The sequence below is a fragment of the Halomonas fontilapidosi genome, assembly GCF_014192285.1.
Classification (GTDB): Bacteria; Pseudomonadota; Gammaproteobacteria; order Pseudomonadales; family Halomonadaceae; genus Halomonas; species Halomonas fontilapidosi.
In genome coordinates this window covers 133,152-158,814 of record NZ_JACHXQ010000002.1, presented here as the reverse complement: position 1 = coordinate 158,814, position 25,663 = coordinate 133,152, and the positions used below count along the sequence as shown (strand labels likewise).

The window sequence follows — 25,663 nt, the reverse complement described above, 5'->3', positions numbered from 1 at the left end:
TCGGTCGAGCCCTCGGGAGGGTAGAACGCATGAAACATTTCGAGAACATCCTCTATGTCATTGAGCGCTCGGTCTCCCAGCAGGCGGGTCTCGCCCGAGCCGTGTCGCTAGCGGAGAACAACCAGGCAAGGTTGACCCTCATCGAGGTCATCCCCGAAGACATGCTGAATCGCTCCCTGGCGCCAAAGGGCCCCTCGGCCGATGAACTCAGGGACGCGGTGATGGCCGAGCGCCGGACATGGATCGAATCGCTGATCGCCCCCCATGCCGACCGCGTTGACTGCCAGGTCGACGTACTGGTCGGAATCACGTTCATCGAGGTGATTCGGGCCGTGCTGAGGGATGGCCATGATCTCGTCATCAAGACAGCGGAAGACCCCGAATGGAGCCGCTTGTTGTTCGGTAGCGATGACATGCACCTGATGCGTAAGTGCCCCTGTCCGGTCTGGCTGATGAAGCCGGACGACAAGCCGAACTATCAACGCATCGTCGCGGCCGTCGATGTCGACGTTCTGCGAACCGTGCCCGACGAACAGGTGCTGAATGACGGCATCCTGGATCTCGCCAGTTCCCTGGCGTTGTCGGACTTTGCCGAACTTCATCTCGTGCATGCCTGGGATGCACCGACGGCCGGTTTCGTGGGCATGTGGTCCAATGACCCCGACACGACGGAGCGCCATATCATCGAGGGAGAACATTCCCGCCATCAGGTCGCCATGCACAGGATGACATTCAGGCTTAGCGAGCGCATCGGCGAAGAGGCCTATGAGTACCTGTCCCCTCGGGTCCACTTGCCCATGGGGTCGGCCCGTAAACAGATTCCCCAGCTGGTCGAAAAGTTGAAGGCTGATCTGGTGGTGATGGGGACGGTGGCGCGAACCGGGATCCCCGGTTTTATCATTGGCAACACGGCCGAGTCGGTGATATCGCAACTGCAGTGTTCGGTGCTGGCACTGAAGCCGCCGGGGTTCGTCTCGCCGGTCACCCTGCAGTGACCCTGGCTCCCTCGGCCGGCCGATGCCGTGCTGCAGCACTCGGCCGTTTCGCCGGAGACTTGGCTGGATAAGTCTGAGGTGACCCGACGCCGCGAAAGCTACCGGCTCAACGGCTTCACGGCCCTGATCGGTCACTGGGCGTTCTGACCGGGTGGTATGCGTCTGCCGAGCCCAGGATAGCGCAGCGCAGCAGCTGCGCTTATTGCGTGTTTTCAGGGTAGACAGGAGGGGGTTCTGACCAGAAGACAACCCTTGGGTGGCGCGTATTACACGCCTGTGATCGTGATACTAGCCCTGGCACTCGCCGTGGGCTATGGCGCGCTGCGCTGGTGGCAGGGACCCGAGGTTGAGGGCTATGTGGTTGAAAAGCAGCCGTTGGTGCAAACGGTGGTGGCGACGGGGCGAGTCGTGACGCCCTCCCGGGCCCAGGTGGGCAGTGAAATCACCGGTGTCGTGCTGGAGCGCCATGTCGAAGAAGGTGACATCGTGACGCCCGGCGATACGCTGTTGGTGCTGCGTTCGGAGGAACTCGCCGCACAGGTACGTGAGGCCGAGGCGGCGCTGACGGAGCTTGCCACCAGACGGCGCCCGCAGGCCGAGGTGGCACTCGAGCGCGCCGAATCCGAGTTGGCCCAGGCCCGTCGCGAGACGGCCCGGCGTCGCGCGCTGGCCGAGCGCTCGCTGCTCTCCACCGAAACTTTGGAGCAGGCCGAACAGGCGCAGATGCTGGCGCGAAATGCCTACCAGACCGCCCGCCTGACGGCGACGGCGCTGGCACCGGGCAACGTCGAGGAGACCCTGCTGCGAGAACGCCTTGCCGCACTGCAGGCCCGGCTCGCCAAGACCGTGATACGTTCCGAAGTAGCCGGCACGGTGCTGACCCGCGACGTGGCCCCCGGTGACTTGGTACAGCCCGGCCAGGTGCTGTTCAGCATCGCGCTGAGCGGCGCCACCGAGATCCTTGTGCCGCTCGATGAGCGCAACCTCTCCCTGCTGGCCTTGCAGCAGGACGCCAGGGTCGTTGCCGATGCCTATCCGCAGCGCTCGTTTCCCGCCCACGTCAGCGTGATCGCACCGAGTATCGACCCCCAACGCGGCACCGTGGAGGTTCGCCTGGCGGTCGACCCGGTCCCCGACTTCCTGCGCCAGGACATGACGGTGTCGGTGAACATCGAGACCGGCCGGCGTGAGCAGGCGCTGGCGATCCCCAATGATGCCCTCGCTGACGTCCAGGGCGACCAGGCGCGGGTGTGGGTGGTGCGCGAGGGCAGGGTGCACCGCCAAGAGGTGACACTGGGGTTGCGCGGCCTGGCCATGTCCGAAGTGCTCGACGGGTTGACGGCAGGTGACAGGGTGCTGGCGGACCCCACGGTGTCACTCGCGGAGGGCAGGCGGGTGCGGTTCACCCGACGAACGGCGCCTGGGGGCGGCAACAGCGAGGACCACGCCACCCGCAACGAACTGCCGGTGAACTTCAATTGAGGCGCCTGCTGCGAGGTTTGTGGACCGAGTGGACCATCGCGATCGCGTTCCTGCGCGAGGGGCGTGCGCAGTCGCTGATGATCGCCCTGGGCGTGGCGGTGGGCGTGGCGGTGATCGTGTTTATCGCGGCCCTGATTCAGGGCCTTCAGTCCAACATCATCGAGCGCACCCTGGGTACCCAGGCCCACATCCGCCTGCTGTCGCCGGACGAGGTCAATCGAGTGTTGCCGGCTGCTCCCGGGATCCTGCAGCTGGTCCAGGAGGACAAGCGTGGGCAACGCCTGCGCTCGATCAACAACTGGCAGCAGATCAGCACGACGCTTGATCGGCTGCCGGAGCTGACAGCGGTATCGCCAGTGGTTTCGGGGCCGGCATTTGCCCGCCGTGGCGAGGCCGTGCAGTCGGTGGCACTGACCGGGATCGATGTGGCGCGTTACCGACGGATCATTCCACTGGAGCGTTACCTGGTCAGCGGCCGGTTTCGCGTAGGGGCGGACGAGGCGATGCTCGGCAAGCGGCTGGCCGATGATCTGGGCGTTAACGTGGGCATGAAATTGCGGCTGGAAACCGGCCAGCAGAACAGCAGGGTGGTGAACATCGCCGGCATCTTCGAACTGGGGGTTCGCGAGCTGGATTCGCGCTATGTGTATCTGGATCTCAAGCAAGCGCAATCGCTGCTGGACCTGCCCGGCGGGGTGACGGTCATCGACCTGACGGTCGCGGACATCTTCTCGGCGGAGGCGATTGCCGAGCAGGTGGGGCGCCTGACCTCGCTGAAGGCGGAAAGCTGGATCGAAACCAACGCTCAGCTGATGAATGCCCTCACGGCCCAGAGCCTCTCCACCAATATGATCATCGTCTTCGTGGCCATCTCGGTGGCGTTCGGCATTGCCAGCGTGCTGTCGGTGAGTGTCGTGCAGCGCACTCGGGAAATCGGCATCCTGCGGGCCACCGGCGCCACCCGACGGCAGATCATGCGGGTGTTCCTGATACAAGGGGGGCTGTTCGGCCTGCTCGGTTCGGTCATGGGTATCGCAGTCAGCTACCTCCTGGTGTGGGTGTTCAACACTTTCGGGCCGGGACTTTTCATCATTACGGTGTCCACAACACTGGTGGCGGCAGCGCTGCTGCTGGCCACGCTGACCGGCGTGCTGGCAGCCGCCGTGCCGTCGCGGCGTGCCGCGCGACTGGATCCGGTGGTGGCGATACGCTATGTCTGATGCGGCAAGCGAGGTGCTGCGCCTGGAGGCGCTGAGCAAGTCCTACAATATCGGGCTGCCCAACGAGGCCGAGGTACTGCATGAAATCGACCTGGTCATCGGCCGTAGTGATTTCGCCGCCCTGGTCGGGCCCTCTGGCTCGGGCAAGAGCACGCTGCTGAACCTGATCGGCCTGCTCGACACGCCGAGCAGCGGCGAGCTCACCCTGCTTGGCCAGGCGACCAGCGGGATGGCGGATGCCGGGCGCACCACGCTGCGCGGCAGTTCCATCGGCTTCGTTTTCCAGTTCCACCACCTGATACAGGCCTTCAGTGCCCTCGACAATGTGCTGATGCCATTGATGTTGACACGGGGCAAGCCCGACCAGGCGGCCATCGAGCGCGCACGCGAGCTGCTCGCCGCCGTTGGGCTGGATACCTTCGCCGATACCAGGCCCAACCGGCTCTCCGGTGGCCAGCAGCAGCGTGTGGCCATCGCCCGTGCGCTGATCACCGAGCCGGCACTGCTGCTGGCCGACGAGCCTACTGGCAACCTCGATACGCGCACGGCGGACGAGGTGTTCGAGCTATTTCGGCGTTTCAATCGTGAGCGCGGCTGTGCGGTGCTGCTGGTGACCCATGACCCGCGTCTCTCCTCCACCTGTGACCGCACCATCAACCTGGTGGATGGACGTATCGTCAGTGATGCCATGAATGCCTGACACGAGCGGTGCTGCTCAGCGGCGCAGGTTGTCGATCGGCGGAATGCGGCACAGGCGCAGGAGGGTATTGCGACAGGCCTTGAGCCAAGGGTAGAGGCGGGCGGCGCGCCGGGGACTGGCGAACAGGCGATACATCAGCCGGTTGAACACGCCGCTTCGCGTGCCGAGCAGGGTGAGGCGATGCAGGGCCTCGCTGCCGTGATACCAGCGATCGCCGACCTGCAGGGCGAAGCCCTGGTCCAGGTCGATGCCCTGGGCGCTGAGCTCGCGGCGTGCCTCGCTGGCCTGGCGCCCGTCGATCAGCTCGAGTTCGCCGATGTCGCGGCGAATGCGCTGCCAGCGCACATAGCGCCGACACATCGGGCAGTCGCCATCGTAGACCAGCCGCAGTCGTCGGGCCTCGTCGGGTGCAGGGAAATCGTTCGATCGAGACACAGCGTGCTCCTCCGCGCGGGTGCCCGTCCAGCCTACGCCTGAGCCGCGTGCCGGGAAACCACCGCTGCGTGACCTGTGGGGGGCCGAGGCGGCCGCGGTTCCCACGAATAATCGACTCGCCGGGTTCGCTTCCCGCCGCTAACATGAGCCTGATCCGCAAGTCTTTCCTTCAGGTGTGCCGACGATGCCAGTGATCGGAATGCCTCGCCATTCAGTAGTCCTCGCGCTGTCAGCGATCGTCCTCGCCAGCCTGCTCGATCCGCCCCCGAGCGCCGCCGATAACCTGGAGCTGCAGAGTCTCGGCCTGCGTGCCCGCGTCTCGGAGAAGACCTTGCTGGGGGATGAGGCGCCGGAGGATTTCAACGAGTACGACCTGTCGGCCAACGTTGCGCTGCCGTGGGAGCACTACGCCACGTCAGGCTGGGGGATGGGCACCCGGTTGATGGCGAGTGCCGGCGTGTTGCGGGGAGCGGGGGAAAATGCCCTTGTCGTGTCGGTCATCCCGGAGGTGACGCTCGGGAGCCAAGATGGGCGCTTGCTCATGGACCTGGGTGTGGGTGGCGCCCTGTTCAGTCGGCATCGCTTCGGCACGCAGGATTTTGGTGGGCCCTTCCAGTTCGCCCTGACCCTGGGCATCGGGGGGCCGTTATATCGACAGCTGGGGCTCGGCTACCGGTTTCTGCACTATTCCGATGCCGGTGTGAATGGGTCTGACACGACCGGGGCGGATTTCCATATGATCGAGTTCCGCTACCGGTATTGAGCATCGTCGGCGTGGGGGGCTGGCCCCACGTGCGCTCGGATTGGCGATTTTTTGACCGCTTGCCCAAGACGAGGCGCCCAAAAAACTGGATAATGGCGGGTTTTCTCCCCCTCGCTTCGCCCAACGCTTCGGTGCCCCGTCCATGGAAATCAAGGTCAACTATCTCGACAACCTCCGGCTGGAGGCCAAGTTCGACGACTTCACGGTCATCTCCGACCAGCCCATCCGCTATAAGGGGGATGGCTCGGCGCCGGGGCCGTTCGACTACTTCCTGGCCTCGTCGGCGATGTGCGCGGCGTACTTCGTCAAGGTGTACTGCAACGCGCGGGACATCCCCACCGAGAATATCCGGCTGTCGCAGAACAATATCGTCGACCCGGAGAACCGCTACCAGCAGATCTTCAAGATCCAGGTGGAGCTTCCCGAAGACATCTCCGACAAGGATCGCCAGGGCATCCTGCGCTCCATCGACCGCTGCACGGTGAAGAAGGTGGTGCAGACCGGGCCCGAGTTCCAGGTCGAGGCGGTGGAGAACATCGACGAGGACGCCCAGGCGCTGCTGATGGGCAAGGTGCAGGGCGAGGGCGACACCTGGATCGAGGGCAAGGATCTGCCGCTGGAGCAGACCATCGCCAACATGTCGGCGATGCTGGCCGAGCTCGGCATGAAGATCGAGATCGCCTCCTGGCGCAATATCGTGCCCCACGTATGGTCGCTGCATATCCGCGACGCCGCCTCGCCGATGTGCTTCACCAACGGCAAGGGCGCCACCAAGGAGAGCGCGCTGTGCTCGGCGCTGGGCGAGTTCATCGAGCGCTTGAGCTGCAACTTCTTCTACAACGACCAGTTCTTCGGCGAGGCGATCGCCGCCAGCGACTTCGTCCACTACCCCGACGAGAAGTGGTTCCAGCCTGGTCCCAACGACGAACTGCCCGACGGCATTCTCGATGCCTACACCCGCGAGCTCTACGACCCCGAAGGGGAGCTTCGCGGCTCGAACCTGGTCGACACCAACTCCGGTCGGGCGGATCGCGGCATCGTCTCGCTGCCTTTCGTGCGCCACTCCGATGGCAAGACGATTTATTTCCCGTCGAACCTGATCGAGAACCTCTATCTCAGCAACGGCATGAGCGCGGGCAATACCCTGCACGAGGCGCAGGTGCAGTGCCTGTCGGAGATCTTCGAGCGGGCGGTGAAGAAGCAGATCATCGAGGAGGAGCTGGCGCTACCCGACGTGCCCCAGGAGGTGCTGGCGCGCTACCCCGAGATCGTCGAGGGCATCGAGGCGCTGGAGGCCCAGGGCTTCCCGGTACTGGTCAAGGATGCCTCGCTGGGCGGGCAGTTCCCGGTGATGTGCGTGACCCTGATGAATCCCAAGACCGGCGGTGTCTTCGCCTCCTTCGGCGCGCACCCAAGCTTTCACGTGGCACTGGAGCGCAGTCTCACCGAGCTGCTGCAGGGGCGCAGCTTCGAGGGGCTCAACGACTTCCCGCCGCCGACGTTCAATTCGCTGGCCGTCACCGAACCCAACAACTATGTCGAGCACTTCATCGACTCGTCCGGACTGATCTCCTGGCGCTTCTTCAGCGCCCGCTCGGATATCGAATTCGTCGACTGGGACTTCTCCGGCAGCGGTACAGATAGCACCGCTGAGGAGGCGGCGACCCTGTTCGGCATCCTCGACGAACTGGGCCTCGAGTCCTACATGGCCATCTTTGATGATCTGGGCGCGCCGGTGTGTCGCATCCTGGTGCCCGGCTTCTCCGAGGTCTACCCGATGGATGACCTGGTGTGGGACAACACTAACAAGGCGCTGCTGTTCCGCGAGGACATCCTGCACCTGCACGAGCTGAGCGACGCGCAGCTCGCCGACCTGCTCGAGCGCCTGGAAGAGACCCAGATCGACGACCATCAGGACATCATCACCCTGATCGGCATCGAGTTCGACGAGAACACCGAGTGGGGCCAGCTCACCATCCTCGAGCTGAAGCTGCTGATCAACCTGGCGCTGGGCCAGCACGAGGAAGCGCTGGAGCGGGTCGACATCTTCCTGCAGTACAACGACAACACCGTAGCGCGCAACCTCTTCTACCGTGCGGTGAGCGCGGTCCTCGAGGTCCTCCTCGATGACGAGCTGGAACTGGACGACTTCCTGCACAACTTCCGGCGCATGTTCGGCGAGGCGACCATGGAAGCCGTGGTGGGCTCGGTGAACGGCGGCGTGCGCTTCCACGGCCTGACCCCGACCAGCATGGCGCTGGAGGGGCTGGAGAAGCACCAGCGCTTGATCGAGAGCTACCAGAAGCTGCATGACCACCGCGCCAAGCGGCATGCTACTGCCGGTGGGACTCGTGTGACCCGAGCCGAAGGGGTGCCGGGCTAACCGCGCTTGGCTTGAGTGCACCGGCACGCGGCCTGCGCGAGAGCGGTCAGGTCGTCCAGTCCACCGGTGCGCGGGGATCCGGCTCGTAGGCGATATAGGTGCCGGTGCGAATCGTCCGCTCCAGGTGCTCGCCAAGGTTTGCGTGGTGCTGAGCAATCCGCTCCAGGGCGTAGCGCAGCGAACGGGTCGCGCTGGTGCGTGCGCGCTCGACGCCACCCCCGACGCTGCGGGCCCGACCGTTCAGGCCGACGCCGCGGCGGAGTTCGTCGACCAGAAACTGGCGATCGGCACGCGCGAGCTCCGCGCGGTGCAGGTCGTTGTTCGCCTCGGCCTCCTCGATGTCCTCCTCCGTCTCGGCGAGCCGCTGCCGATAGGCCTCGCGCGCCTTGGAATCGAACACCTCAAGCCCGCACGGGGCCGCCACGCCGAGATCTTCCCGAGGCGTGCCGATGGTGAGCGCCCCGCGCTCTACCGAGACCAGGTCGAGAACGTGAAACTCCCGGCCGGGGGCCGTCAGCAGGCGTTCCAGGTAGCGCATGCCCTTGAGGTCCCTTAAGTGGACAGTGGTGCCGCCGTAGGTGACCGTTCGCATGTCGCCCTCACGGCGGAAGACGCAATGCTCGGGGCTAGCCGCCTGCCGCGCGGGCGTCGTCGGCAGCCGCTCGCGCGCCATCTCCGCCCAGAACCCGGCGTTGAGTGCCTCGAACGCTCGACAGGCGGCGTCGAGTTCCAGCTCGGCCGAGCCGTCGTCGCCCGCCGTGCGGTGCGCCGCGGCGAGCTCGACGCGCAGGGTCGCCGCCTCGAAGGGCATGCGCAGCGCAATCCACTCCATGACGGCCTCGCCGAGCAGCCGGATCGCTTCGCCTGCCCGCCCGTCGTGCCTTGCCAGGCGCCCCCTCGCGGCGAGCGCCGAGTTCTGCAAGGTGCGGCTCCGGTACATCCGGGCGATCTCGGCGAGGTCGGCGGCGGCCTCTCGCGCCGCCTTGTCGTCGCCGGCCGCCAGCGCGATCACCACCTGGGCCTCGCGCAGGGGCGCCCGCCTCAGGCCGCCTGTCGGCGGGCGCTCCTTCGACGGGACGTCGAACGGGGAGGCGAGGGCGCTCTCGATCATCGAGAAGGCGTCATCGACGCGGCCCTGGGCCAACCGCAACATCGCCAGCCCCGGCTGCGGCAGCCAGGCATTCTCGTGGGCCGCCAGGAACGCATCCTCGGCGCCCGGAAAATCGCCCTTACGCAGCCGCGCGTTGCCGAGCTCGGTCAATGGCCAGCCGAACTCCCGCCGCATCCACGGACGCAGCTCCTCGCAGGCCAGCAGGGCTTCCTGTTCGGCGGCGTCGCACGGCCCGCGCAGGCGCATGATCTCCGCCTGGTGCACCCGGCAGCGGCCGTGGAGGCCCCCGAACGCGGCACCCTGGCGCCAGCGTTCCATGGCTTCGGTCCACTCTTCCGCGCGGTCGTGCTGGCCAATCCACTGCATCGCGCAGATGAGTTCGCACCACATCTGCCCGGTGGTGAGGGGGTCGAGGTTGCCCGAGCTCAGCTCCACGGCCACATCGTCCAGCGCGCTCAGCCCTTCATCGAGTTCGCCGTCATGGATGCGGACCCTGGCCAGGGCCACCTGGCCGATGATCGAGGGCGGGGCTAGGCCGTGCTGCTTGCCTCCCGCCATGGCCCGTCGGGCCCATTGCCCCGTTCCCGGCATGTCACCACACATCAGCCGCTCGTAGGTGCGCACCGCGGCGAGCCACGCCCAGACCGGGCTCTCGGGCGCGTCGGCCACCAGCGTTTCGGCTCGCGACAGCCAGGCGCGCACGGTCGCCATCAGCCCGGTGTCCATCATCAGGTACATGGCCACCATGACCGCGGCGAACGCTGCCTCGTGAAGCCGCTGGCCTTCCAGGTGCAGGTGGTAGAGCTCGCCATACGCGGCCAGCGTGCCCTCCAGGTCGCCGGCCCCGTATGCCGCCTGGGCGCGCAGCTCCAGCAGCTCGGCCGAGGGCGGCGCGGAGAGCCCGGCGAGCAGCTCCCGCGCCCGGACGAAGTCGCCGCTGTCGAGGGCAGCGCGAACCGGCGATAGCTCCGTTGTCGTCATCGCTTGGCCCTCCTTGTTCCGGTTGTCACAAGGATTGTCACGCTCTTCAGGGTAGGTGCCCAGTGCACCTGGCGAGCACCCCCCCCAAGTAGAGGAGCAAGTGCCATGAGTGACACCCTGTATGACAGACTCGGCGGTTTCGCCGGTATCGACAAGCTCGTCAATCGCATTGTCGAGCTGCACCTTGAGAACGAGGTGGCCGGACCCCGCTACCACGCCCTCGATGAGGAGGCAGTCGCCCACGCCCGCGAGAAGACCAAGGAGTTCCTTGCCGCCGGCGCCGGCGGACCGGTGGAGTACACGGGGCGCTCGATGATCGAGACGCACACCGGAATGAACGTCAGCGCGGCCGAATTTGTCGCCGTAGTCGACGATATCCTGCAGGCCATGCATGAGATGGAGTACTCACAGCCGGTCTGCAACGAAGTGCTGGGCGTTGCCTATTCACTCAAGGAGGAGATCGTTCATCGATAGGGTGAGGCGGCGCTCGCCCGGCACGGCGACGGTTTGTCCCACGGCATCGAGGCAACGTCTCGTTTAGAATAGGCTGATTCATGGGCCGGTATGGCGAAGCGTCTCGCTTCGCCATTGCCGCGCCGTCGCCTTAGCGTCAGGGATGAACGATGTCCAGACTCGTCACACCGCTGCTGCTGTCGATCCTGCTGCTGGTCGGCTGCCAGCAGGGGGAACCCGAACCGTCCGCGTCCCAGCCGCGCTGGGTCAAGACCACCGCGCTGGCGGCTGACACGGCGCCAACGCTTTCGCTGACCGGGGTGCTGCGCGCCCGCTATGAAACCCCCCAGGCCTTTCAGGTCAGCGGCCAGATTGCCACGCGTCATGTCGATGCCGGGCAGGTGGTTCGCCAGGGGGAGGTGCTGTTTACCCTCGACCCGAGCGACCTGGAAGAAGCGCTGGCCGCGGCGCGCGCGGAGCTGGACGCGGCCGAGGCATCGGTGGCCGTGGCCGAGGCGGACCTGGCCCGCGACCGGCAGCTGCTGGAGAAGGACTACCTCAGCCGCCAGGCGTTCGAGCGCGCCGAGCTTGGCGTGCGCGAGGCCACCACCCGCCGTGACGCCGCCCGGGCTCGGGTGGCCCAGGCGCGCAACGCGCTGGCGTACGCGACCCTGCGTGCCGAGGCCGATGGCGTGCTGATCGAGGTCAGCGGCGAGCCGGGGCAGGTGATCGGCGTCGGCCAGGCGGTGGCTCGGCTGGCCCAGGAGGGCCCGCGCGAGGTCGAGGTCAATTTTCCCGCTCGGCTGCGTCCGCCGGAAACCGGCGAGCTGCTGCTGGACGAGCGCCGCATCGCCCTGACCCGTCGTGAGGTGGCCGGTGCCGCCGACCCGGCCAGTCGCACCTGGCGCGCCCGCTACCGCCTCGACGCGCCGCTGGAGGCGCGTCGCTTGGGCGATATTGTCGAGGCCCGTTTCCCGCTGGGGGACAGCGAGGCTGCCGGGCATTTCCGGGTGCCGGTGGCGGCGCTGGATGAGCGCGGCGAGAGTGCCCAGCTTTGGCAGATCGTCGATGGCCAGGCGCAACCGCTGGCGGTGAGCGTAGAGCGCATCACCCGCGAGCATGCCTGGGTCAGCGGCGAGGCGCTCGAGGTGGGCCAGGTGGTGATTAGCCTGGGGACCCACCTGCTCACGCCGGGTATGGCGGTGCGCCCGCTGGATGAGAAGGGCGCGCCGTGAGCTTTCCCAACCTCTCCGCGCTGGCCGTCCGCGAGCGCGCCGTCACGCTGTTTTTCCTGGTCATCGCGCTGCTGGCGGGGCTCTATGCCTTCGCTTCCATGGGGCGTGCGGAAGACCCCGACTTCACCGTGCGCGTAATGATGGTCTCGGCCGCATGGCCCGGTGCCTCGCCCCAGGAGATCCAGGAGAGCGTGGTGGACCCGCTGGAGAAGCGCATCCAGGAGGTCGATGACCTCTACCGTATCGAGACCACCATTCGTCCGGGGCGCGCCGACCTCAAGGTGGAGTTCGAGGACTACACCCCCGGCGAGGAAATGTCCGAGCGCTTCTACCAGGTGCGCCGCCGCATGCAGGACGCCGCCCCAAGCCTGCCCGACGGCGTAGTCGGCCCGTTGATCAATGAGGATTTCGGCGATGTTTACTTCTCGCTGGTGGCCTTGAGCGCCCCCGGCATGCCGATGCGCGAGATGGTGCGCGAGGCAGAAGAGATTCGTGATCGCCTGCAGCGCGTCGAGGGGGCCAACAAGGCGCAGGTGCTGGGCGAGCGTCAGCAGCGCATGCACCTCGACTTCGACCTGGCCAGGCTGCAGAGCCTGGACATCACGCCCGAGGCCGTCTTCGCCGCCATCGAAGCCCACAACCGGCTGCTTCCTGCCGGACGCGTGGACACCCAGGGCCCGCGCATGTACCTGCGACTCGATCACGATCTGTCCGACACCGAAGCGCTGGCCGAGGTGCCCATTCGTATCGGCGAGCGGTTGATTCGGCTGGGCGACATCGCCGAGATCTCCCGCGGCTACGAGGATCCGCCCAGCTACCTGGTTCGCGCCTTCGGCGAGCAGGCATTGCTGCTGGGAGTGGTGATGCAGAGCGGCGTCAACGGCCTCGAATTCGGCGAGCGCCTTGAGGCCTTCTGGCAGCAGGAGCGCGAGCGCCTGCCGCTGGGCATGTCGCTCGAGGTGATGACCAACCAGGCCGAGGCCATCGCCGGTGCGGTGAACCTCTTTCAGGTGAAGTTCCTGGTCGCCGTGCTGGTGGTGATGCTGGTCACCATGCTGGCGGTCGGCTTGCGTGCCGGCATCGTGGTCGGCATCGCCATTCCGGTGACGCTGGCGATGACCTTCGTGGTGATGCTGGCGATGGGCATCAACCTGGACCGCATCACCCTCGGCGCGCTGATCATCGCCCTGGGGCTGCTGGTCGACGATGCCATCATCGCCATCGAAATGATGATCGTGAAGATGGAGGAGGGCTGGGATCGCCTCGAGGCCGCCTCCCATGCCTGGAACATCACCGCCGCGCCGATGCTGTTCGGCACCCTGGTCACGGTGGCCGGCTTCGTGCCGATCGGCTTTGCGCAATCGGCGGTGGGTGAGTACGCCGGCAACATCTTCTGGGTGCTGGGTATCGCGCTGCTGCTGTCGTGGATCGTGGCGGTGGTGTTCACGCCCTATCTGGGAGTCAAGCTGCTGCCCGAGCAGAAGGCCACGCATCAGGCCCACCAGGCCTACCAGTCGCGCGGCTATCGGCGCCTTCGCGGGGTTGTCAGCGCCTGTGTGCGCTACCGCAAGAGCGTGGTCGCGGTGACGCTGGCGCTGCTGGTGGCCGCCGTGGCGGGCATGGCCGGGCCGGTGGAGAAGCAGTTCTTCCCCAGCTCGGACCGTCCCGAGGTGCTGGTCAGCGTCTACCACCCGCAGGGCACGGCCATCGGCGCGACCAACGCGACGACCCGGCGCCTCGAGGCGCTGATCGGCGAGGCCGAGGGGGTGGAATCGCTCTCCGCCTATGTGGGGGCGGGGGCGCCACGCTTTTTCATTTCCGCCAACCCGGAGCAGCCCAACCCGGCCTTTGCCAAGTTGATCGCGGTGACCGAGGGTGTCGAGGCGCGGGAGCGGCTGATCGAAAGGCTCAACGAGCGCATCGCGGCCGGCGCCTTCCCGGAGGCGCGGGTTCGTGTGGAAAAGCTGCTGTACGGCCCGCCCGTGGACTGGCCGGTGAGCATCCGCGTGCTGGGCGACGAGCCCAACCGTCTGCGTGAGATCGGTCACGAGGTGCGCGAGGTGATCGCCGAACACCCCGCCACCCGCGACCCCCACCTGGAGTGGGACGAGCGCGTGCCCCGGCTGCACCTGGCGATCGATCATCAGCGACTGCAGCTGATCGGCCTGTCGCCGGATGAGGTGGCACGCCAGCTGCAGTTTCAGCTGGACGGCATGACCATCACCGAACTGCGCGACGGCATCCGCCTGGTGCCCGCCGTGGGGCGTGGCGCCGCGCAGGACGTGGCCGACCTGCGGAGCCTGGAGGTGGTGAACCGCGAGGGGCGCCGGGTGCCGCTTACCCAGCTGGGGGAGCTGGAGACGGTGTTCGAGGAGCCGGTGATCAAGCGCTACAACCGCCAGCCGTTCCTGGCCGTGAATGCCGATGTCCAGGGCGCCCAGCCCAAGGATGTGACCCTGGAGGTCTGGGAGGCGCTGGGCGAGGTGCGCGGGCGCCTGCCTGCCGGCTACCAGCTGCAGATCGGCGGCTCGGTCGAGCAGTCGAGCAAGGCTCAGGCCTCGATCCAGGCCCTGCAGCCACTGATGGTGGTGCTGATGCTGATCTTCATCATGCTGCAGATGCGCTCCTTCGCCGGTACTTTCATGGTGGTGGCCACCGCGCCGCTGGGGCTGATTGGCGCGGTGGCGGCGCTGCTGCTGTTCAACCAGCCGTTCGGCTTCGTGGCCACTCTGGGGCTGATCGGCCTGGCGGGGATCCTGATGCGCAACACCCTGATCCTCACCCAGCAGGTGGCAGATAACGCCAAGGCCGAGATGGCGATGCGCGATGCCGTGGTCGAAGCGGCCGTGCAGCGCGCTCGACCGGTGGTGCTTACCGCCCTGGCGGCGATGCTGGCGTTCGTTCCGTTGACCCTGGACAGCTTCTGGGGGCCGCTGGCCTATGTGCTGATCGGCGGGGTGGCCGTGGGTACCCTGATCACCCTCCTGTTTGTGCCGGCGCTCTATGCGTTGTGGTACCGCATCGCCTCGCGTGCCGAGTGAGCCCGCGCCAGTCTGCGAAGCACCAAGCGCAAGGCCTTACCCCGTGGCCCTTTGTTATCCTAAGTTTGGCAAGCACCGGCGCACCGGCCGGATCCCGCTTGCCGGAACGGCTGCCCGCAATAGCGGCCATCATGGAGAACGACAAGAGGCCCCTCGATGCCAGAACGGATCCGCATTGCCCGCCTCGCCGGTGACTCGCCTCATGTGCCCATCGTGGCGCAGTGGGTCCACGAGACCTGGGGGTATCTGCACCCGGGCAGGGGCCTGGAGACCGCCATTGCCGTGCTGCGCGAGGAGTGTGGGGCGGGCGGCGTGCCGTCGGTGTTTGCCGCCCTGCAGGGCGATACGCCGGTGGGCACCGCCAGCCTGGTGGCCGACGACATGAGCGACCGCCGCGACCTGACGCCCTGGCTGGCCTCGGTCTTCGTGCCGCCCGCGTGGCGCAGCCGGGGCATCGCCTCGCGGCTGGTCCAGCGCGTGGAAGACGAGGCGCAGGCCCATGGGGTTGCGCATTGCTATCTCTATACCCCAGATCAGCAGCCGCTATATCGCCGCCTGGGATGGCGCGACATCGAGGTGCGAGACTACCGCGGCGAGGCGGTGACCATCATGCGCCGCGTCGTCAGCCCCTTTTCCTGAACCGCGGCCCGCTGAGACCATCGCGGGCTTACCGGCACCGCAAGTAAGGAGGGCTCATGGCGCAATTGAGTACGCTGTTCGTGATGCTGGCGGCACTCTGCTGGGGCCTGTCGGGGGGCATTGGTGGCGTGCTCATGGCCGACGGCTGGAACCCGCTCGTGGTCTCGTTCTACCGCGGCGCGATCGGCCTGGTGTTCGTGCTCGCCTGGCTGGCGCTGCGCTCGGGCGGCAGCGGCCTGGCCAATCCTCGGCTATGGGGTTGGTCGGTGATGGCCGGCCTGGGCGTGGCCGGCAACTTCACCTTCTACTTCGTGAGCATCTCCGAGGGCAGCGTCGCGGTGGCGGCGACGCTGATGTACTGCGCCCCGGTGTTCGTGTTTCTCGTCTCCTTCTCCCTCAAGCTCGAACGGCCAACGCCCTTCAAGTGGGCGGCGATTGCCATGGTCATGCTGGGGATCGTGCTGCTGACGCGCATCTATGACATCCAGCCGGGCGGGGTGACCCCCCTAGGCGTCATCGCCGGGCTGCTTTCCGGGCTCTCCTATGCGCTCTTCATCTTCGGCTTCAAGTACGCTGCGCCCCATGGCAGCCCTCAGGCCATCCTCGTCATCGCCTTCGCGGCACTCTCGCTCATCCTTTTCCCGCTGGGTGATACCGGCCAGACCCTCTCGGCGTTGGGCACCCCGAGCTGGCCGCTGTTCGTCACGCTGGGCGTGCTCGGCGCCGGCGTATCGTTCATCCTCTATGTCGTCGGGCTCAACTATACCGCCCCCGCCGTGGCCGCCATCGTAGCCATGATCGAACCGGTCACGGCCTCGCTGTTCGGCGTCGTGGTGCTCGATGAGCGCCTGGTCGGCCTCGAGCTGGTGGGCATGGGCCTGATCCTGCTCACGGTGACGGCGTTGAGCGTTGTCTCCAGCAGCCGCTGAGCGTATCGGCCGATCGATCTCGAGCATGTCGAACTCGAGTCACCCCTCGCAACCGGATTGCTGCCATGTTTCGCGCCCTCCTGCGCACTTTCGAGACCCTGGTGAACCCCTATCCCGAGGACAACCGGGGCACACCCCCCAGGGGGTTGTTCGCCTTCATCCTGCACTTTTCGCGGCCGGTGCTGCCGCTGCTGGTCGTGATGTCGCTGCTGACTGCGCTGGTCTCGGCGGCGGAGGTGCTCTTCTTTAGCTACATGGGCGAGCTGGTGGACTGGCTATCCGGTGCCGAGCGCGCGGGTTTCTTCGCCGAGCATGGCTGGCGCCTGGCCGGCATGGCAGCGCTGGTGGTGGTCGGCCTGCCGCTGTTGACCCTGCTGCAGGCGCTGGTGACCCACCAGAGCATCTTCGGCAACTACCCGATGATCGGCCGCTGGCTGGCGCATCGCCATATGCTCGGCCAGAGCCTGGCCTTCTATCAGGACGAGTTCGCCGGGCGGGTGTCCCAGAAGGTGATGCAGACGGCCCTGGCGATGCGCGAGACGGTGATGAAGCTGATGGACCTGATGGTCTATGTGCTCGTCTACTTCACCGGCGCCATGCTGCTGATGGGCCGCGCCGAGCCCTGGCTGATGCTGCCGCTGGTGCTCTGGCTGGTGGGGTATATCGCCATCATGTGGGTCTTCGTGCCGCGCCTGCGGGCAGTCTCCATGGCCCAGGCCGATGCCCGGGCGGTAATGACCGGGCGCATCGTCGACAGCTACAGCAATATCCAGACCATCAAGCTGTTCGCCGATACCCGTCGCGAGCAGGAATATGCCCGGGACGCCATGGAGGGCTTCATGGGCACCGTGTACCGCCAGATGCGCCTGGCCACCGGCCTTACCGTCAGCCTGACGGTGCTCAACTCCCTGCTGTTGGCCGGGGTAGCGGCCATGGCCATCGGCGCCTGGTACCTGGAAGCGGTATCGCTGGGCATCATCGCTGTGGCCATCGCCCTGGTGATGCGCATCCGCTTCATGTCCGACTGGATTCTCTGGGAGGTGGCCGGGCTCTTCGAGAATATCGGCACGGTACAGGATGGCCTCAACACCATCGCCCAGGAGCCGGCGGTCCAGGACGCGCCCGATGCGAGGACGCTGGCAGTGCCGCGCGGCGAGATACGCTTCGATGCCGTGCGCTTCGGCTATGCGCGCCCCGACGGGGAGGGCGTGCGCGTTTTCGACGGCCTCGACTTGACCATCGCCCCCGGCGAGAAAGTGGGCCTGATCGGCCGCTCCGGGGCCGGCAAGTCGACCCTGGCCAGCCTGCTGCTGCGCTTCTTCGATCTGGAGGGCGGGCGCATCCTGATCGACGGCCAGGAGATCACCGGGGTGACCCAGGAATCGCTGCGCCGGCATATCGGCATGGTGACCCAGGACACCTCGCTGCTGCACCGCTCGGTGCGCGACAACATCCGCTACGGCAGCCCCCAGGCCAGCGAGGAACAGATCCAGGAGGCGGTGCGTCGCGCCCATGCCGATACCTTCATCGATGACCTGGTGGACCTCCAGGGCCGCCGCGGCCTGGATGCCCATGTAGGCGAGCGCGGCGTCAAGCTCTCCGGCGGCCAGCGCCAGCGCATCGCCATCGCCCGGGTGCTGCTGAAGAACGCGCCCATCCTGGTGCTGGATGAAGCCACCTCGGCGCTGGACTCCGAGGTGGAGGCGGCGATTCAGGAGCAGCTCTACACGCTGATGGAGGGCAAGACGGTGATCGCCATTGCCCACCGGCTTTCGACCATCGCCATGCTCGACCGCCTGGTGGTGTTAGACGAGGGCCAGATCGTGGAGAGCGGCACCCACGGCGAGCTGCTGGCCAAAAACGGCCTCTATGCCGCCCTGTGGCGGCGCCAGTCCGGTGGCTTTATTGGCGAGGATATCGATGGGGAGCAGTAGCGCCGGCAATAGCCGTGCCCACCGTCTTGCGAGGTGTTATGAACCATCGGGAAGCCGCAACGATCCGAGAGGCCAGGAGGGACGACTTCGATCAGATCTGGCCGATCTTCCATGAGGTCGCCGCCGCCGGCGACACCTACGCCTACCCGCGTGACGTGACCCGGGAGCAGGCAGAGGGGATATGGCTCGAGGCGCCGAGGAAGACCTATGTGCTCGAGGAGGCCGGCAAGATCCTCGGCACCTACTACCTCAAGACCAATCAGCCTGGCCCAGGCGACCACGTCTGCAACTGCGGCTACATGGTGGCCTCGGCGGCGAGGGGGCGTGGCCTGGCCGTCATGATGTGCGAGCACTCCCAGGAGGTCGCAAGGGCACTTGGCTACAAGGCCATGCAGTTCAACTTCGTGGCATCGAGCAACGAAGGGGCCATAAGGCTCTGGAGCCGGCTTGGCTTCAAGACGGTAGGCCGCCTGCCCAAGGCCTTCCACCATCCCGTCAACGGCTATCTCGACGCCCTGATCATGTACAAGTGGCTGGCGCCATGAACCGGCGGATTGGCACATCATGCTGATGGAGGACAAGACGGAGATGGCACAGGCAGAACGAGGTAGGCATGGCACTTGATTACCGGTGGCTCCAAGACACAGTTCGCAATCGTTTCGAATCCGAGGACGCCATGGAGGCCTTCCTGCCCAGAGCGCTGACGCCTGACGAGCTCAAGCAGCTGGGGGATGACCGCTACCTTTCCGCCATGAGTCGGCGGGTGTTTCGGGCCGGCATGCAGCATTCCGTGGTTGATGCCAGGTGGCCTGCCTTCGAAGACGCCTTCTGGGGGTTTGTGCCCGAGAAGATGGTGTTGCTCACTCCGGAGCAGATCGAAGGCTTCATGACGAATGATCGCCTCATTCGCCATCGAACCAAGCTGCAGACCATCCCCAGGAACGCGCAATTCATCCTGGATATCCGCCAGGAGCGGGGGAGCAGCTTTGGCGAGTTCATTGCCGATTGGCCGAGTACCGACATCATCGGCCTGTGGCGGCTACTGGCGAAGCGTGGCGCTCGTCTGGGGGGACGCTCCGCCGCCGGCTTCCTGCGCCTGGTCGGCAAGGATACGTTCCTGCTGACCAGCGATGTGGTGGCACGCCTGGTCGCCGCCGGCATCATTGACCAGGCGCCTACCAGTCAGCGAGACCAGCAGCGGGTACAGGACGCCTTCAATGCGCTGCAGCAGGCGTCAGGAAGGCCGCTGTGCCATCTCTCGGCCATGCTCGCTTTGACCATCAATCCCAGGGTCTAGCCCATGGCGATAGGCCGGTAAGCAATCCTTGGCCGTAGTCGCGGAGCACCCCGGCCACGCGCAGACGGTAGTCCGCGAAGGCCTCCTGGCGGCCCTTGAGCTGGGCGGCACTCAGAGTGTGCGCCACGGGATCGGCGGGGGCGCCTGCAGGGTCTCCTTCACCACTTTCAGGGCCTGGGTCAGCGCCACCCGCGAGCGCGCCCCGCCCAGGCAGAGCCGCACCGCCTGGGGCGTATGGGCGACTTAGCTACTGCCCCCCGTCGTGTTTCGCCCCCTCGTCGGCCTGAGCGCCATCCTGTTGCTTTTCCATCGCCGGTAGCACCAGCACCCGACACGGGGCGTTCACCGCCACGTACTCCACGGTGGCACGGCGCAGCGGCCAGTGCCCGCTGCTGCCGCGGGACACCAGGATTATCAGGTCGGCACCGAGCTGCGCCGCCAGGCCCACCAGCTTCTCGCCGGCATTGCCGGCCAAGGCATGCAGGGTGGCGGTGCGATCCATCGGCAGGTACTTGCGCACCAGCAGATCCAGGGTCTTGCGGACTTCGGCTTCCTTCTCCTGCGGTGCCTCGTCGGTCACATGGGGGAAAAAGCCGCCGCCGCCGGGGTGGAAGACGCTGGCCAGGTGGAGCTCGCCGTCGTCGGCAAGCAGCTCCACGGCCGCCGCGATGGCGCACTTGCCCTCGCCATCGTCTTCCGGGTCAATGGCGAGCAATAGTTTCTGATACATCAGCGGTCTCCTGTTTCGGCGTAGCGGAGCCCTCCACCTCGGGAAAGGCCCTGCCCTGAACGAGCTCGTCGACGCTGAAGCCGCGATAGTCTGCCCGCAGCGCCCGAAGCAGTGCGATACCCATGAACACCAGCAGAATGCAGAAGGGAAGCCCCAGGGCGGTGATCACATTCTGCAGGGCATCCAGGCCGCCGGCCAGCAACAGCGTGGCGGCAATGCCGCCCTGCGCGACGGCCCAGAAAATGCGCTGGCGTACCAGCGAAGGCTGATCATCGCGCCGGGTCAACAGATCGATCACCAGCGAGGCGGAATCCGACGACGTGGTAAAGAAGATCACAATGATGACCACGCTCAAGGCCGAGGCCACACTCGTCAGCGGAAAGCCTTCCAGGAAGGCGAAGATGGCCACCGAGGGGTCCTGCTGCACCTGGTCCGCCAGCGACAGCTGCCCGCTCATTTCCCCCTGGATGGCCGAGAGCCCGAAGATGCCGAACCACACCAGCGTGAAGGCCGTGGGGGCAAACAGCACGCCGCCCACGAACTCGCGAATGGTGCGTCCCCGCGAAATGCGGGCAATGAAGAGGCCGACATAGGGCGCCCAGGAAATGGTCCAGGCCCAGTAGAACAGGGTCCACTGCCGCTGCCAGTCGGTCTCCTTGTAGGTTTCGGTCCAGAAGGCCAGCCAGGGCAGGGCGCTGAGGTAGTCGCCCACGCTCTGCACCATGCCCTCGGCAATGAACACCGTGGGGCCGACAAGCCCCACGAACGCCAGCAGTAGCATGGCCAGGACGATATTGACCTGGGAGAGGCGGCGAACGCCCTTGTCCAGCCCGAGGGCGACCGAGGTAGCGGCGATGCCGGTGATGACGGCGATCAGGCCGACCTGGACCAGTGGGCTGGTGGGCGCGCCTACCAGATAGTTCAGGCCGCTGTTCAACGCAGCGTGCCCAGCCCCAGCGAGGTGGCGACCCCGAACAGCGTGCCCAGCACGGCGATCACATCGATGGCCCAGCCCCAGGGCCCAAAGGCGCGTTCGCCCAGAAGGGGGTATAACAGGCTGCTGATGCGCATGGGGAGATGGTGGCGGTAGGCAAAGTAGCCGATCGCCAAGCCCGGCATGGCGAAAATGGTCCAGGTGTGCAGGCCGAAGTGATACAGCGCGAGGGTCATGGCATCGCTGGCCGCGCGCTCCGAGCCTGGCGTGACGCCATCGAAGGGCGGATGGGCGAAGTGGGAAATCGGCTCCGCCACACCCCAGAACATCAGGATGGTACCGATGCCGGCGGCGAACAGCATGGTGAACCAGGTAAGGTTGGAGTAATCGGGGCGGCTGTCGTCGTCGCCCAGGCGGATATTGCCATAGCGGCTTACTGCCAGGCCGAGCAGGAAGACCAGCAGCGCGCTGACCGCCAGAATGTAGAACCAGCCGAGGTTGGCGGCGACCCAGCCGGTGAGCTGGCCGAAATGGGTGGCGACGGCCTCGTCAAAGGGAATCGCGATGGCGACAAATAGTGCCGCTATGCCCGCCGAGGTGAAGAAGACTCCTGGTATGGTCTGCAATCCTAGCCGACGTTGCAGCCATGTCAGCACACGCGCCTCCGTTGCGTTGGAAAGGGCCAATGGGGGGAACCTTCACGCTACCATAGCCAATGGGCGGCTGCAGGCAGGCGGCCCTCGGGGCGCGGGGCGATCCGGCATCCGGGCGCGATAGGCCCGACTGAGGGCGCGCGCCAGGGCAGGGCGGCGTTAGCTTGCGGCGTTACTCAGGTGGTGGTGACCTGAGCGCGCAGCCAGGCGATCTCCTCGGCCCAGATCGCCGGCTCGACGGTTTCCAGCACCATGGGGATCTCATCGATACGCGGGTCGCGCATGAGGGTGGTGAAGGCGTCCAGCCCGATGTTGCCCTGGCCCAGGCTGTGATGACGATCGACGCGGCTGGCAAATGCGCTCTTGGCATCGTTCAGGTGCATGCCGCGCAGGTATGCCAAGCCCACCACCTTGTCGAATTCATCCAGCGTGGCGGTGGTGGCCTCTGGTGTGCGTAGGTCGTAGCCCGCGGCGAAGGCGTGGCAGGTATCGATGCAGACCCCGACCCGCGATCTGTCCTCGACCTGGTCGATGATCTCGGCCAGGTGCTCGAAGCGCCAACCCAGGTTGGTGCCCTGGCCGGCGGTGTTCTCGATCACCGCGGTCACGCCGCGGGTCTCGGCGAGCACCTGGTTGATGGAGTCGGCGATGCGGGTGAGGCACTCGGCTTCGCTGATCTTCTTCAGGTGGCTGCCGGGGTGAAAGTTGAGCAGGGTGAGGCCGAGCTGCTCGCAGCGCTGGAACTCGTCGAGAAAGGCCGCGCGGGATTTCTCGAGCCCGGCGCGCTCCGGGTGGCCGAGGTTGATCAGGTAGCTGTCGTGGGGAAGGATCTGCCCCGGGCCGAAGCCGTGTTTATCGCAGGCCGTGCGGAAGGCCTCGATGGCCTCGTCGGTCAGCGGCTTGGCGTTCCACTGGCGCTGGTTCTTGGTGAACAGGGCGAAGGCATCGGCGCCGATCTCCACGGCGCGCAACACCGCCTGGTCGGGGCCGCCGGCGGCACTGACATGGGCTCCGAGGTATTTCACGGGGGATTCCTTCCATCATGGCGTTGGTAAGGCCCTACCATAGCACCGCGACAACCAAACTCGACTTTGCAACCCCGCCAGGCCTCGCATAGGCTCAAGCGCCAAGGCTGCAATACGGCGCCCTCGAGAGTGGCATAGCGCGGCACGCAGGGACTATCGCATGGATGGCGGAGGTCATCGCCACATGCCCAGGTAGGGGCGGTAGCGTGGCTGAATCTTTCCCACCACTGCCTTATGAAACAAGACGGCGGGATGATGTCGCGGCCGCCTGGCTCGCGAGAATCCTCCGATATCTCCCAAGGGTTGATAAAGAACGCGACGATACAGAAACACGAGGGCATTCAGCGCCTGATTCCGAGTGGCCGCCGCCGCCAGGCGCTCCACTGCCAGATATTCCAGAAAGGCGCGTATCTCGGCGCCTCCCATGCTGGCGGGATGCCGTACGCCGTGGAAACGAATGAAATCGCGAATCCAGTAGCAGTAGGTCTTCTCGGTGCGCGGGCTGTAGCGTTTCACCCGCAGGGTGGCCTTGACCCGGTCCATCAGCTTCGGCGGCCTGCGCTGCGTCTCCATGAGGCCTCCCTCTCGATGCATGGATATGCATACAGTATTATTGGTGCTGGCAAAACGCGCAAGCTCGCGAATTCTGTATAGGTGGCCAAGCTTTCCTTTGGGTATCATGAAATCACAGGGTTAGCTGAAAAAAGGTTGCGCTGATAAGATTGTTGAACGCGCATGCTCATTCAAGTCAATAAACGAGCGCGCTGTCTAATACCTGTTATAAGCAACCGGAGTTTATATGAGTCGTTACGGGCGCAATGAATTTGTGGCGTTCTCAGAGTTGGACGGATTCAGAGTGCTCGAGAATCGAAAGAGTCAAGCGCTTCAGGCAATCAAGGACCAAGTCGATGACTACATCTTGAATGTCAACAAGGCCGAGTACCTCGAACATTTGGTTTCTGAGTATTCCATACCGCCATTGGAAATTTGTGGAGACGAGCTGACGGTATCAGTAGAAGAGCGAATGATCCCGGCTGAGTGGCATCCGCGGTCGTACTTTGTTGATGATGGCCAGTCTTACCCAAAAGATGTGTACACGTTTCACCTTCCGTTTTCGGGTGATGCTCAGCTTCTCAAGGTTCGTGCGAGCACCTATAGCATGTCATCCCCCCGGATCATGGTTTCTGGTCAAGAAATCCAGTTTGAGATCATCAACTTCAACCAAGAAGCTGATGCCATTAAGCGAGAGGCAGACAATGTCGTCTCTCAGCTGGCCTCGCAAAATCAGCACCTTACAAAAGACTTGGTTAGGTTCAACGGGTCCTTGGAGGCCCAGCTAAGCCAGGCGTTTGATGCCCGTAAAGCGCAATTGCTCAAGAAGCACGACGTAATCTCATCGTTGGGCATTCCAGTGCGGAAGGCAACTGGCACGCCACGAACGTTTTCCGTTCCAGCCAAAAGAACTCCAGCCATAACAAGCAAGCCTAAGCCTGATGTTTCTGCTAAAGGCTACAAGCCTGAACCAACGCTCGATGATGAAATCTATCGTCAGATTCTCAAAATCATCCACGATGTGGGGAAGCAGTTTGAACGCTTACCAAGTACTTATACCGACAAGGAGGAAGAACATCTTCGGGACCATATATTGCTGATTTTAGAGCCTAATTTTGAGGGCTCGGCGACAGGAGAAACTTTCAATAAGAAGGGAAAAACAGATATTCTTCTTCGCCATGAGAACTCGAATGTGTTTGTTGCTGAGCTAAAATATTGGCATGGAAAGAAAGGCTACCTTGAAACTATAACTCAACTCTTGTCGTACCTAACGTGGCGGGATTCAAAGGCGGCTGTGGTGATGTTCGTTCCCAACAAAGAATTCACCCCGGTGCTTGAAACTATTCGTGAAGTCACCTCGGAGCATCCCAACCACTTGGGTTTCGTAAAGGAGGCAGGTGAAGGCTGGTATCAGTTCAGGTTCCACATCAACGACGATCCCAATCGAGAAGTGCATGTTGCCGTTCAGGCATTTCACTTGCCTCGATGAGGTGGCTTATAACAAGTGGCAGCACGGTGACCGCTTTTCCGCCGCGCTGCGGCTCCAAACCGGCACGTGTGCCAAGCGTTGGCCGTCGAGAACCGTTACCGTGAGTAAACCGGCATGTGCGAAGACCATAAGCGAGTTACATTCGAAGTGTACACGCGTCAACACGAATTCTACGCGGCCCAGACCGCAACGGCGCTACAGTTTCCGATTAAGTTAGTTCTGTCGCTCAATGCTGCTGTGATGGCAGCCTCACTTCTTTTTGTTAGGGAAGCAGTGCAGGCTGGTGACCCAACCCAGTTTGTGCGGCTGCCGATGGTCCTCTTTGCCTTAGGCGTAATCTGTGTCCTTTTTGCAAGCTGGTTCCAGTGGCAGTTGTACTCCAAGATCATGCACCGTAAAAGAAAAGTCCTTGAGGATGCGATTGCAGCAATTGATTGGGTGCAAGCCGTTCACCCCTTCGTGAATGAGCCGGAAAGATACGGAAAAACCTGGTATCACGGCCTATGCTACACGTTCGTAGTGGCGTCTTTTGTGTTCTTCTTATTAGGCGTATTCACATTAGCAAGGGCGCTATAGCGGGACATATGGTCAGGAGGTTCTGTGGTACCTTGGTGCACGGCCAACAATACGCTTCAGCTGCCGCCTTAACCGCTGCGCGGTTGCGGCACAGCTGAGCGTAGGC

21 protein-coding genes and 1 pseudogene are annotated in these 25,663 nt (G+C 64.9%); 16 read left to right on the top strand and 6 right to left on the bottom strand.

Features of this window, described 5'->3' with window-relative positions; translation table 11 throughout:
- The first annotated feature begins 29 nt into the window (after positions 1-29).
- From FHR95_RS04340 to FHR95_RS04325, 4 genes are all read left to right on the top strand, one after another.
- Positions 30-995, top strand: coding sequence for a universal stress protein (locus FHR95_RS04340; RefSeq protein ID WP_183313506.1), 966 nt, complete (start codon positions 30-32; stop codon positions 993-995).
- Between the two features lie 282 nt (positions 996-1,277).
- Positions 1,278-2,477: an efflux RND transporter periplasmic adaptor subunit gene (locus FHR95_RS04335; RefSeq protein WP_221199209.1), complete on the top strand. Its 1,200-nt coding sequence runs from the start codon at positions 1,278-1,280 to the stop codon at positions 2,475-2,477.
- Complete coding sequence (locus tag FHR95_RS04330) at positions 2,474-3,697, top strand: ABC transporter permease (protein WP_221199208.1); 1,224 nt, start codon at positions 2,474-2,476, stop codon at positions 3,695-3,697. Before FHR95_RS04335 ends, FHR95_RS04330 begins: the two co-directional genes overlap by 4 nt.
- Positions 3,690-4,397, top strand: a complete 708-nt coding sequence (locus FHR95_RS04325; RefSeq protein WP_040187307.1) for an ABC transporter ATP-binding protein — start codon at positions 3,690-3,692, stop codon at positions 4,395-4,397. The genes FHR95_RS04330 and FHR95_RS04325 overlap by 8 nt, the downstream gene beginning before the upstream one ends.
- A gap of 15 nt (positions 4,398-4,412) precedes the next feature.
- Here FHR95_RS04325 and FHR95_RS04320 read toward each other — a convergent pair whose 3' ends face one another.
- Positions 4,413-4,832 carry a DCC1-like thiol-disulfide oxidoreductase family protein gene (locus FHR95_RS04320; protein WP_052448878.1) on the bottom strand — a complete coding sequence of 140 codons (420 nt, stop codon included), beginning with the start codon at positions 4,830-4,832 and terminating at the stop codon, positions 4,413-4,415.
- Positions 4,833-5,016: 184 nt separating this feature from the next.
- Here FHR95_RS04320 and FHR95_RS04315 point away from each other — a divergent pair, with 184 nt between their 5' ends.
- Both FHR95_RS04315 and FHR95_RS04310 read left to right on the top strand, forming a co-directional pair.
- On the top strand, positions 5,017-5,595 hold the full coding sequence (locus FHR95_RS04315) for an acyloxyacyl hydrolase (protein WP_052448877.1): 579 nt from the start codon (positions 5,017-5,019) through the stop codon (positions 5,593-5,595).
- 142 nt (positions 5,596-5,737) lie between these two features.
- Complete coding sequence (locus FHR95_RS04310) at positions 5,738-7,978, top strand: OsmC domain/YcaO domain-containing protein (RefSeq protein WP_052448876.1); 2,241 nt, start codon at positions 5,738-5,740, stop codon at positions 7,976-7,978.
- A gap of 46 nt (positions 7,979-8,024) precedes the next feature.
- Here FHR95_RS04310 and FHR95_RS04305 read toward each other — a convergent pair whose 3' ends face one another.
- Positions 8,025-10,070 carry an ATP-binding protein gene (locus tag FHR95_RS04305; RefSeq protein ID WP_183313504.1) on the bottom strand — a complete coding sequence of 682 codons (2,046 nt, stop codon included), beginning with the start codon at positions 10,068-10,070 and terminating at the stop codon, positions 8,025-8,027.
- A gap of 105 nt (positions 10,071-10,175) precedes the next feature.
- On the opposite strand from FHR95_RS04305, the gene FHR95_RS04300 reads away from it, so the two are divergent.
- The 8 genes from FHR95_RS04300 (at position 10,176) to FHR95_RS04265 (ending at position 19,598) form a co-directional block, all read left to right on the top strand.
- Positions 10,176-10,544 (top strand): truncated hemoglobin, encoded by a 369-nt coding sequence (locus FHR95_RS04300; RefSeq protein WP_040187297.1) that lies wholly within the window; start codon positions 10,176-10,178, stop codon positions 10,542-10,544.
- Positions 10,545-10,693: 149 nt separating this feature from the next.
- Positions 10,694-11,758 (top strand): efflux RND transporter periplasmic adaptor subunit, encoded by a 1,065-nt coding sequence (locus FHR95_RS04295; RefSeq protein ID WP_183313503.1) that lies wholly within the window; start codon positions 10,694-10,696, stop codon positions 11,756-11,758.
- Positions 11,755-14,799 carry an efflux RND transporter permease subunit gene (locus FHR95_RS04290; RefSeq protein ID WP_183313502.1) on the top strand — a complete coding sequence of 1,015 codons (3,045 nt, stop codon included), beginning with the start codon at positions 11,755-11,757 and terminating at the stop codon, positions 14,797-14,799. Before FHR95_RS04295 ends, FHR95_RS04290 begins: the two co-directional genes overlap by 4 nt.
- A 156-nt stretch (positions 14,800-14,955) precedes the next feature.
- A complete protein-coding gene (locus tag FHR95_RS04285; protein WP_183313501.1) occupies positions 14,956-15,438 on the top strand; it encodes a GNAT family N-acetyltransferase in 483 nt (160 codons plus the stop codon).
- 56 nt (positions 15,439-15,494) lie between these two features.
- Positions 15,495-16,367, top strand: a complete 873-nt coding sequence (locus FHR95_RS04280; RefSeq protein ID WP_183313500.1) for a DMT family transporter — start codon at positions 15,495-15,497, stop codon at positions 16,365-16,367.
- Between the two features lie 65 nt (positions 16,368-16,432).
- The gene (locus tag FHR95_RS04275; protein WP_183313499.1) at positions 16,433-18,301 is read left to right on the top strand and encodes an ABC transporter ATP-binding protein; all 1,869 of its coding nucleotides are present in this window, start codon (positions 16,433-16,435) and stop codon (positions 18,299-18,301) included.
- A 38-nt stretch (positions 18,302-18,339) separates the two neighbouring features.
- Positions 18,340-18,846 carry a GNAT family N-acetyltransferase gene (locus FHR95_RS04270; protein ID WP_183313498.1) on the top strand — a complete coding sequence of 169 codons (507 nt, stop codon included), beginning with the start codon at positions 18,340-18,342 and terminating at the stop codon, positions 18,844-18,846.
- A 68-nt stretch (positions 18,847-18,914) separates the two neighbouring features.
- Positions 18,915-19,598, top strand: coding sequence for a DNA-3-methyladenine glycosylase I (locus tag FHR95_RS04265; RefSeq protein ID WP_183313497.1), 684 nt, complete (start codon positions 18,915-18,917; stop codon positions 19,596-19,598).
- Between the two features lie 247 nt (positions 19,599-19,845).
- Here FHR95_RS04265 and FHR95_RS04260 read toward each other — a convergent pair whose 3' ends face one another.
- The 4 genes and pseudogenes from FHR95_RS04260 to FHR95_RS04245 all read right to left on the bottom strand — a co-directional run bounded on the left by FHR95_RS04260 (position 19,846) and on the right by FHR95_RS04245 (position 23,513).
- The gene (locus FHR95_RS04260) at positions 19,846-20,328 is read right to left on the bottom strand and encodes a universal stress protein (protein WP_183313496.1); all 483 of its coding nucleotides are present in this window, start codon (positions 20,326-20,328) and stop codon (positions 19,846-19,848) included.
- Positions 20,300-21,918, bottom strand: a pseudogene (locus FHR95_RS04255) (BCCT family transporter). Before FHR95_RS04255 ends, FHR95_RS04260 begins: the two are co-directional and overlap by 29 nt.
- Positions 21,919-22,091: 173 nt before the next feature.
- Positions 22,092-22,940, bottom strand: coding sequence for a deoxyribonuclease IV (nfo, locus tag FHR95_RS04250; RefSeq protein ID WP_183313495.1), 849 nt, complete (start codon positions 22,938-22,940; stop codon positions 22,092-22,094).
- Between the two features lie 174 nt (positions 22,941-23,114).
- A complete protein-coding gene (locus FHR95_RS04245) occupies positions 23,115-23,513 on the bottom strand; it encodes a phage integrase N-terminal SAM-like domain-containing protein (protein ID WP_183313494.1) in 399 nt (132 codons plus the stop codon).
- A 226-nt stretch (positions 23,514-23,739) separates the two neighbouring features.
- Between FHR95_RS04245 and FHR95_RS04240 the strand changes: the two genes are divergently transcribed.
- Together FHR95_RS04240 and FHR95_RS04235 are read left to right on the top strand one after the other, a co-directional pair.
- A complete protein-coding gene (locus FHR95_RS04240; RefSeq protein WP_183313493.1) occupies positions 23,740-24,981 on the top strand; it encodes a PDDEXK family nuclease in 1,242 nt (413 codons plus the stop codon).
- 114 nt (positions 24,982-25,095) lie between these two features.
- Positions 25,096-25,557 (top strand): hypothetical protein, encoded by a 462-nt coding sequence (locus tag FHR95_RS04235; RefSeq protein WP_183313492.1) that lies wholly within the window; start codon positions 25,096-25,098, stop codon positions 25,555-25,557.
- Positions 25,558-25,663: the final 106 nt, after the last annotated feature.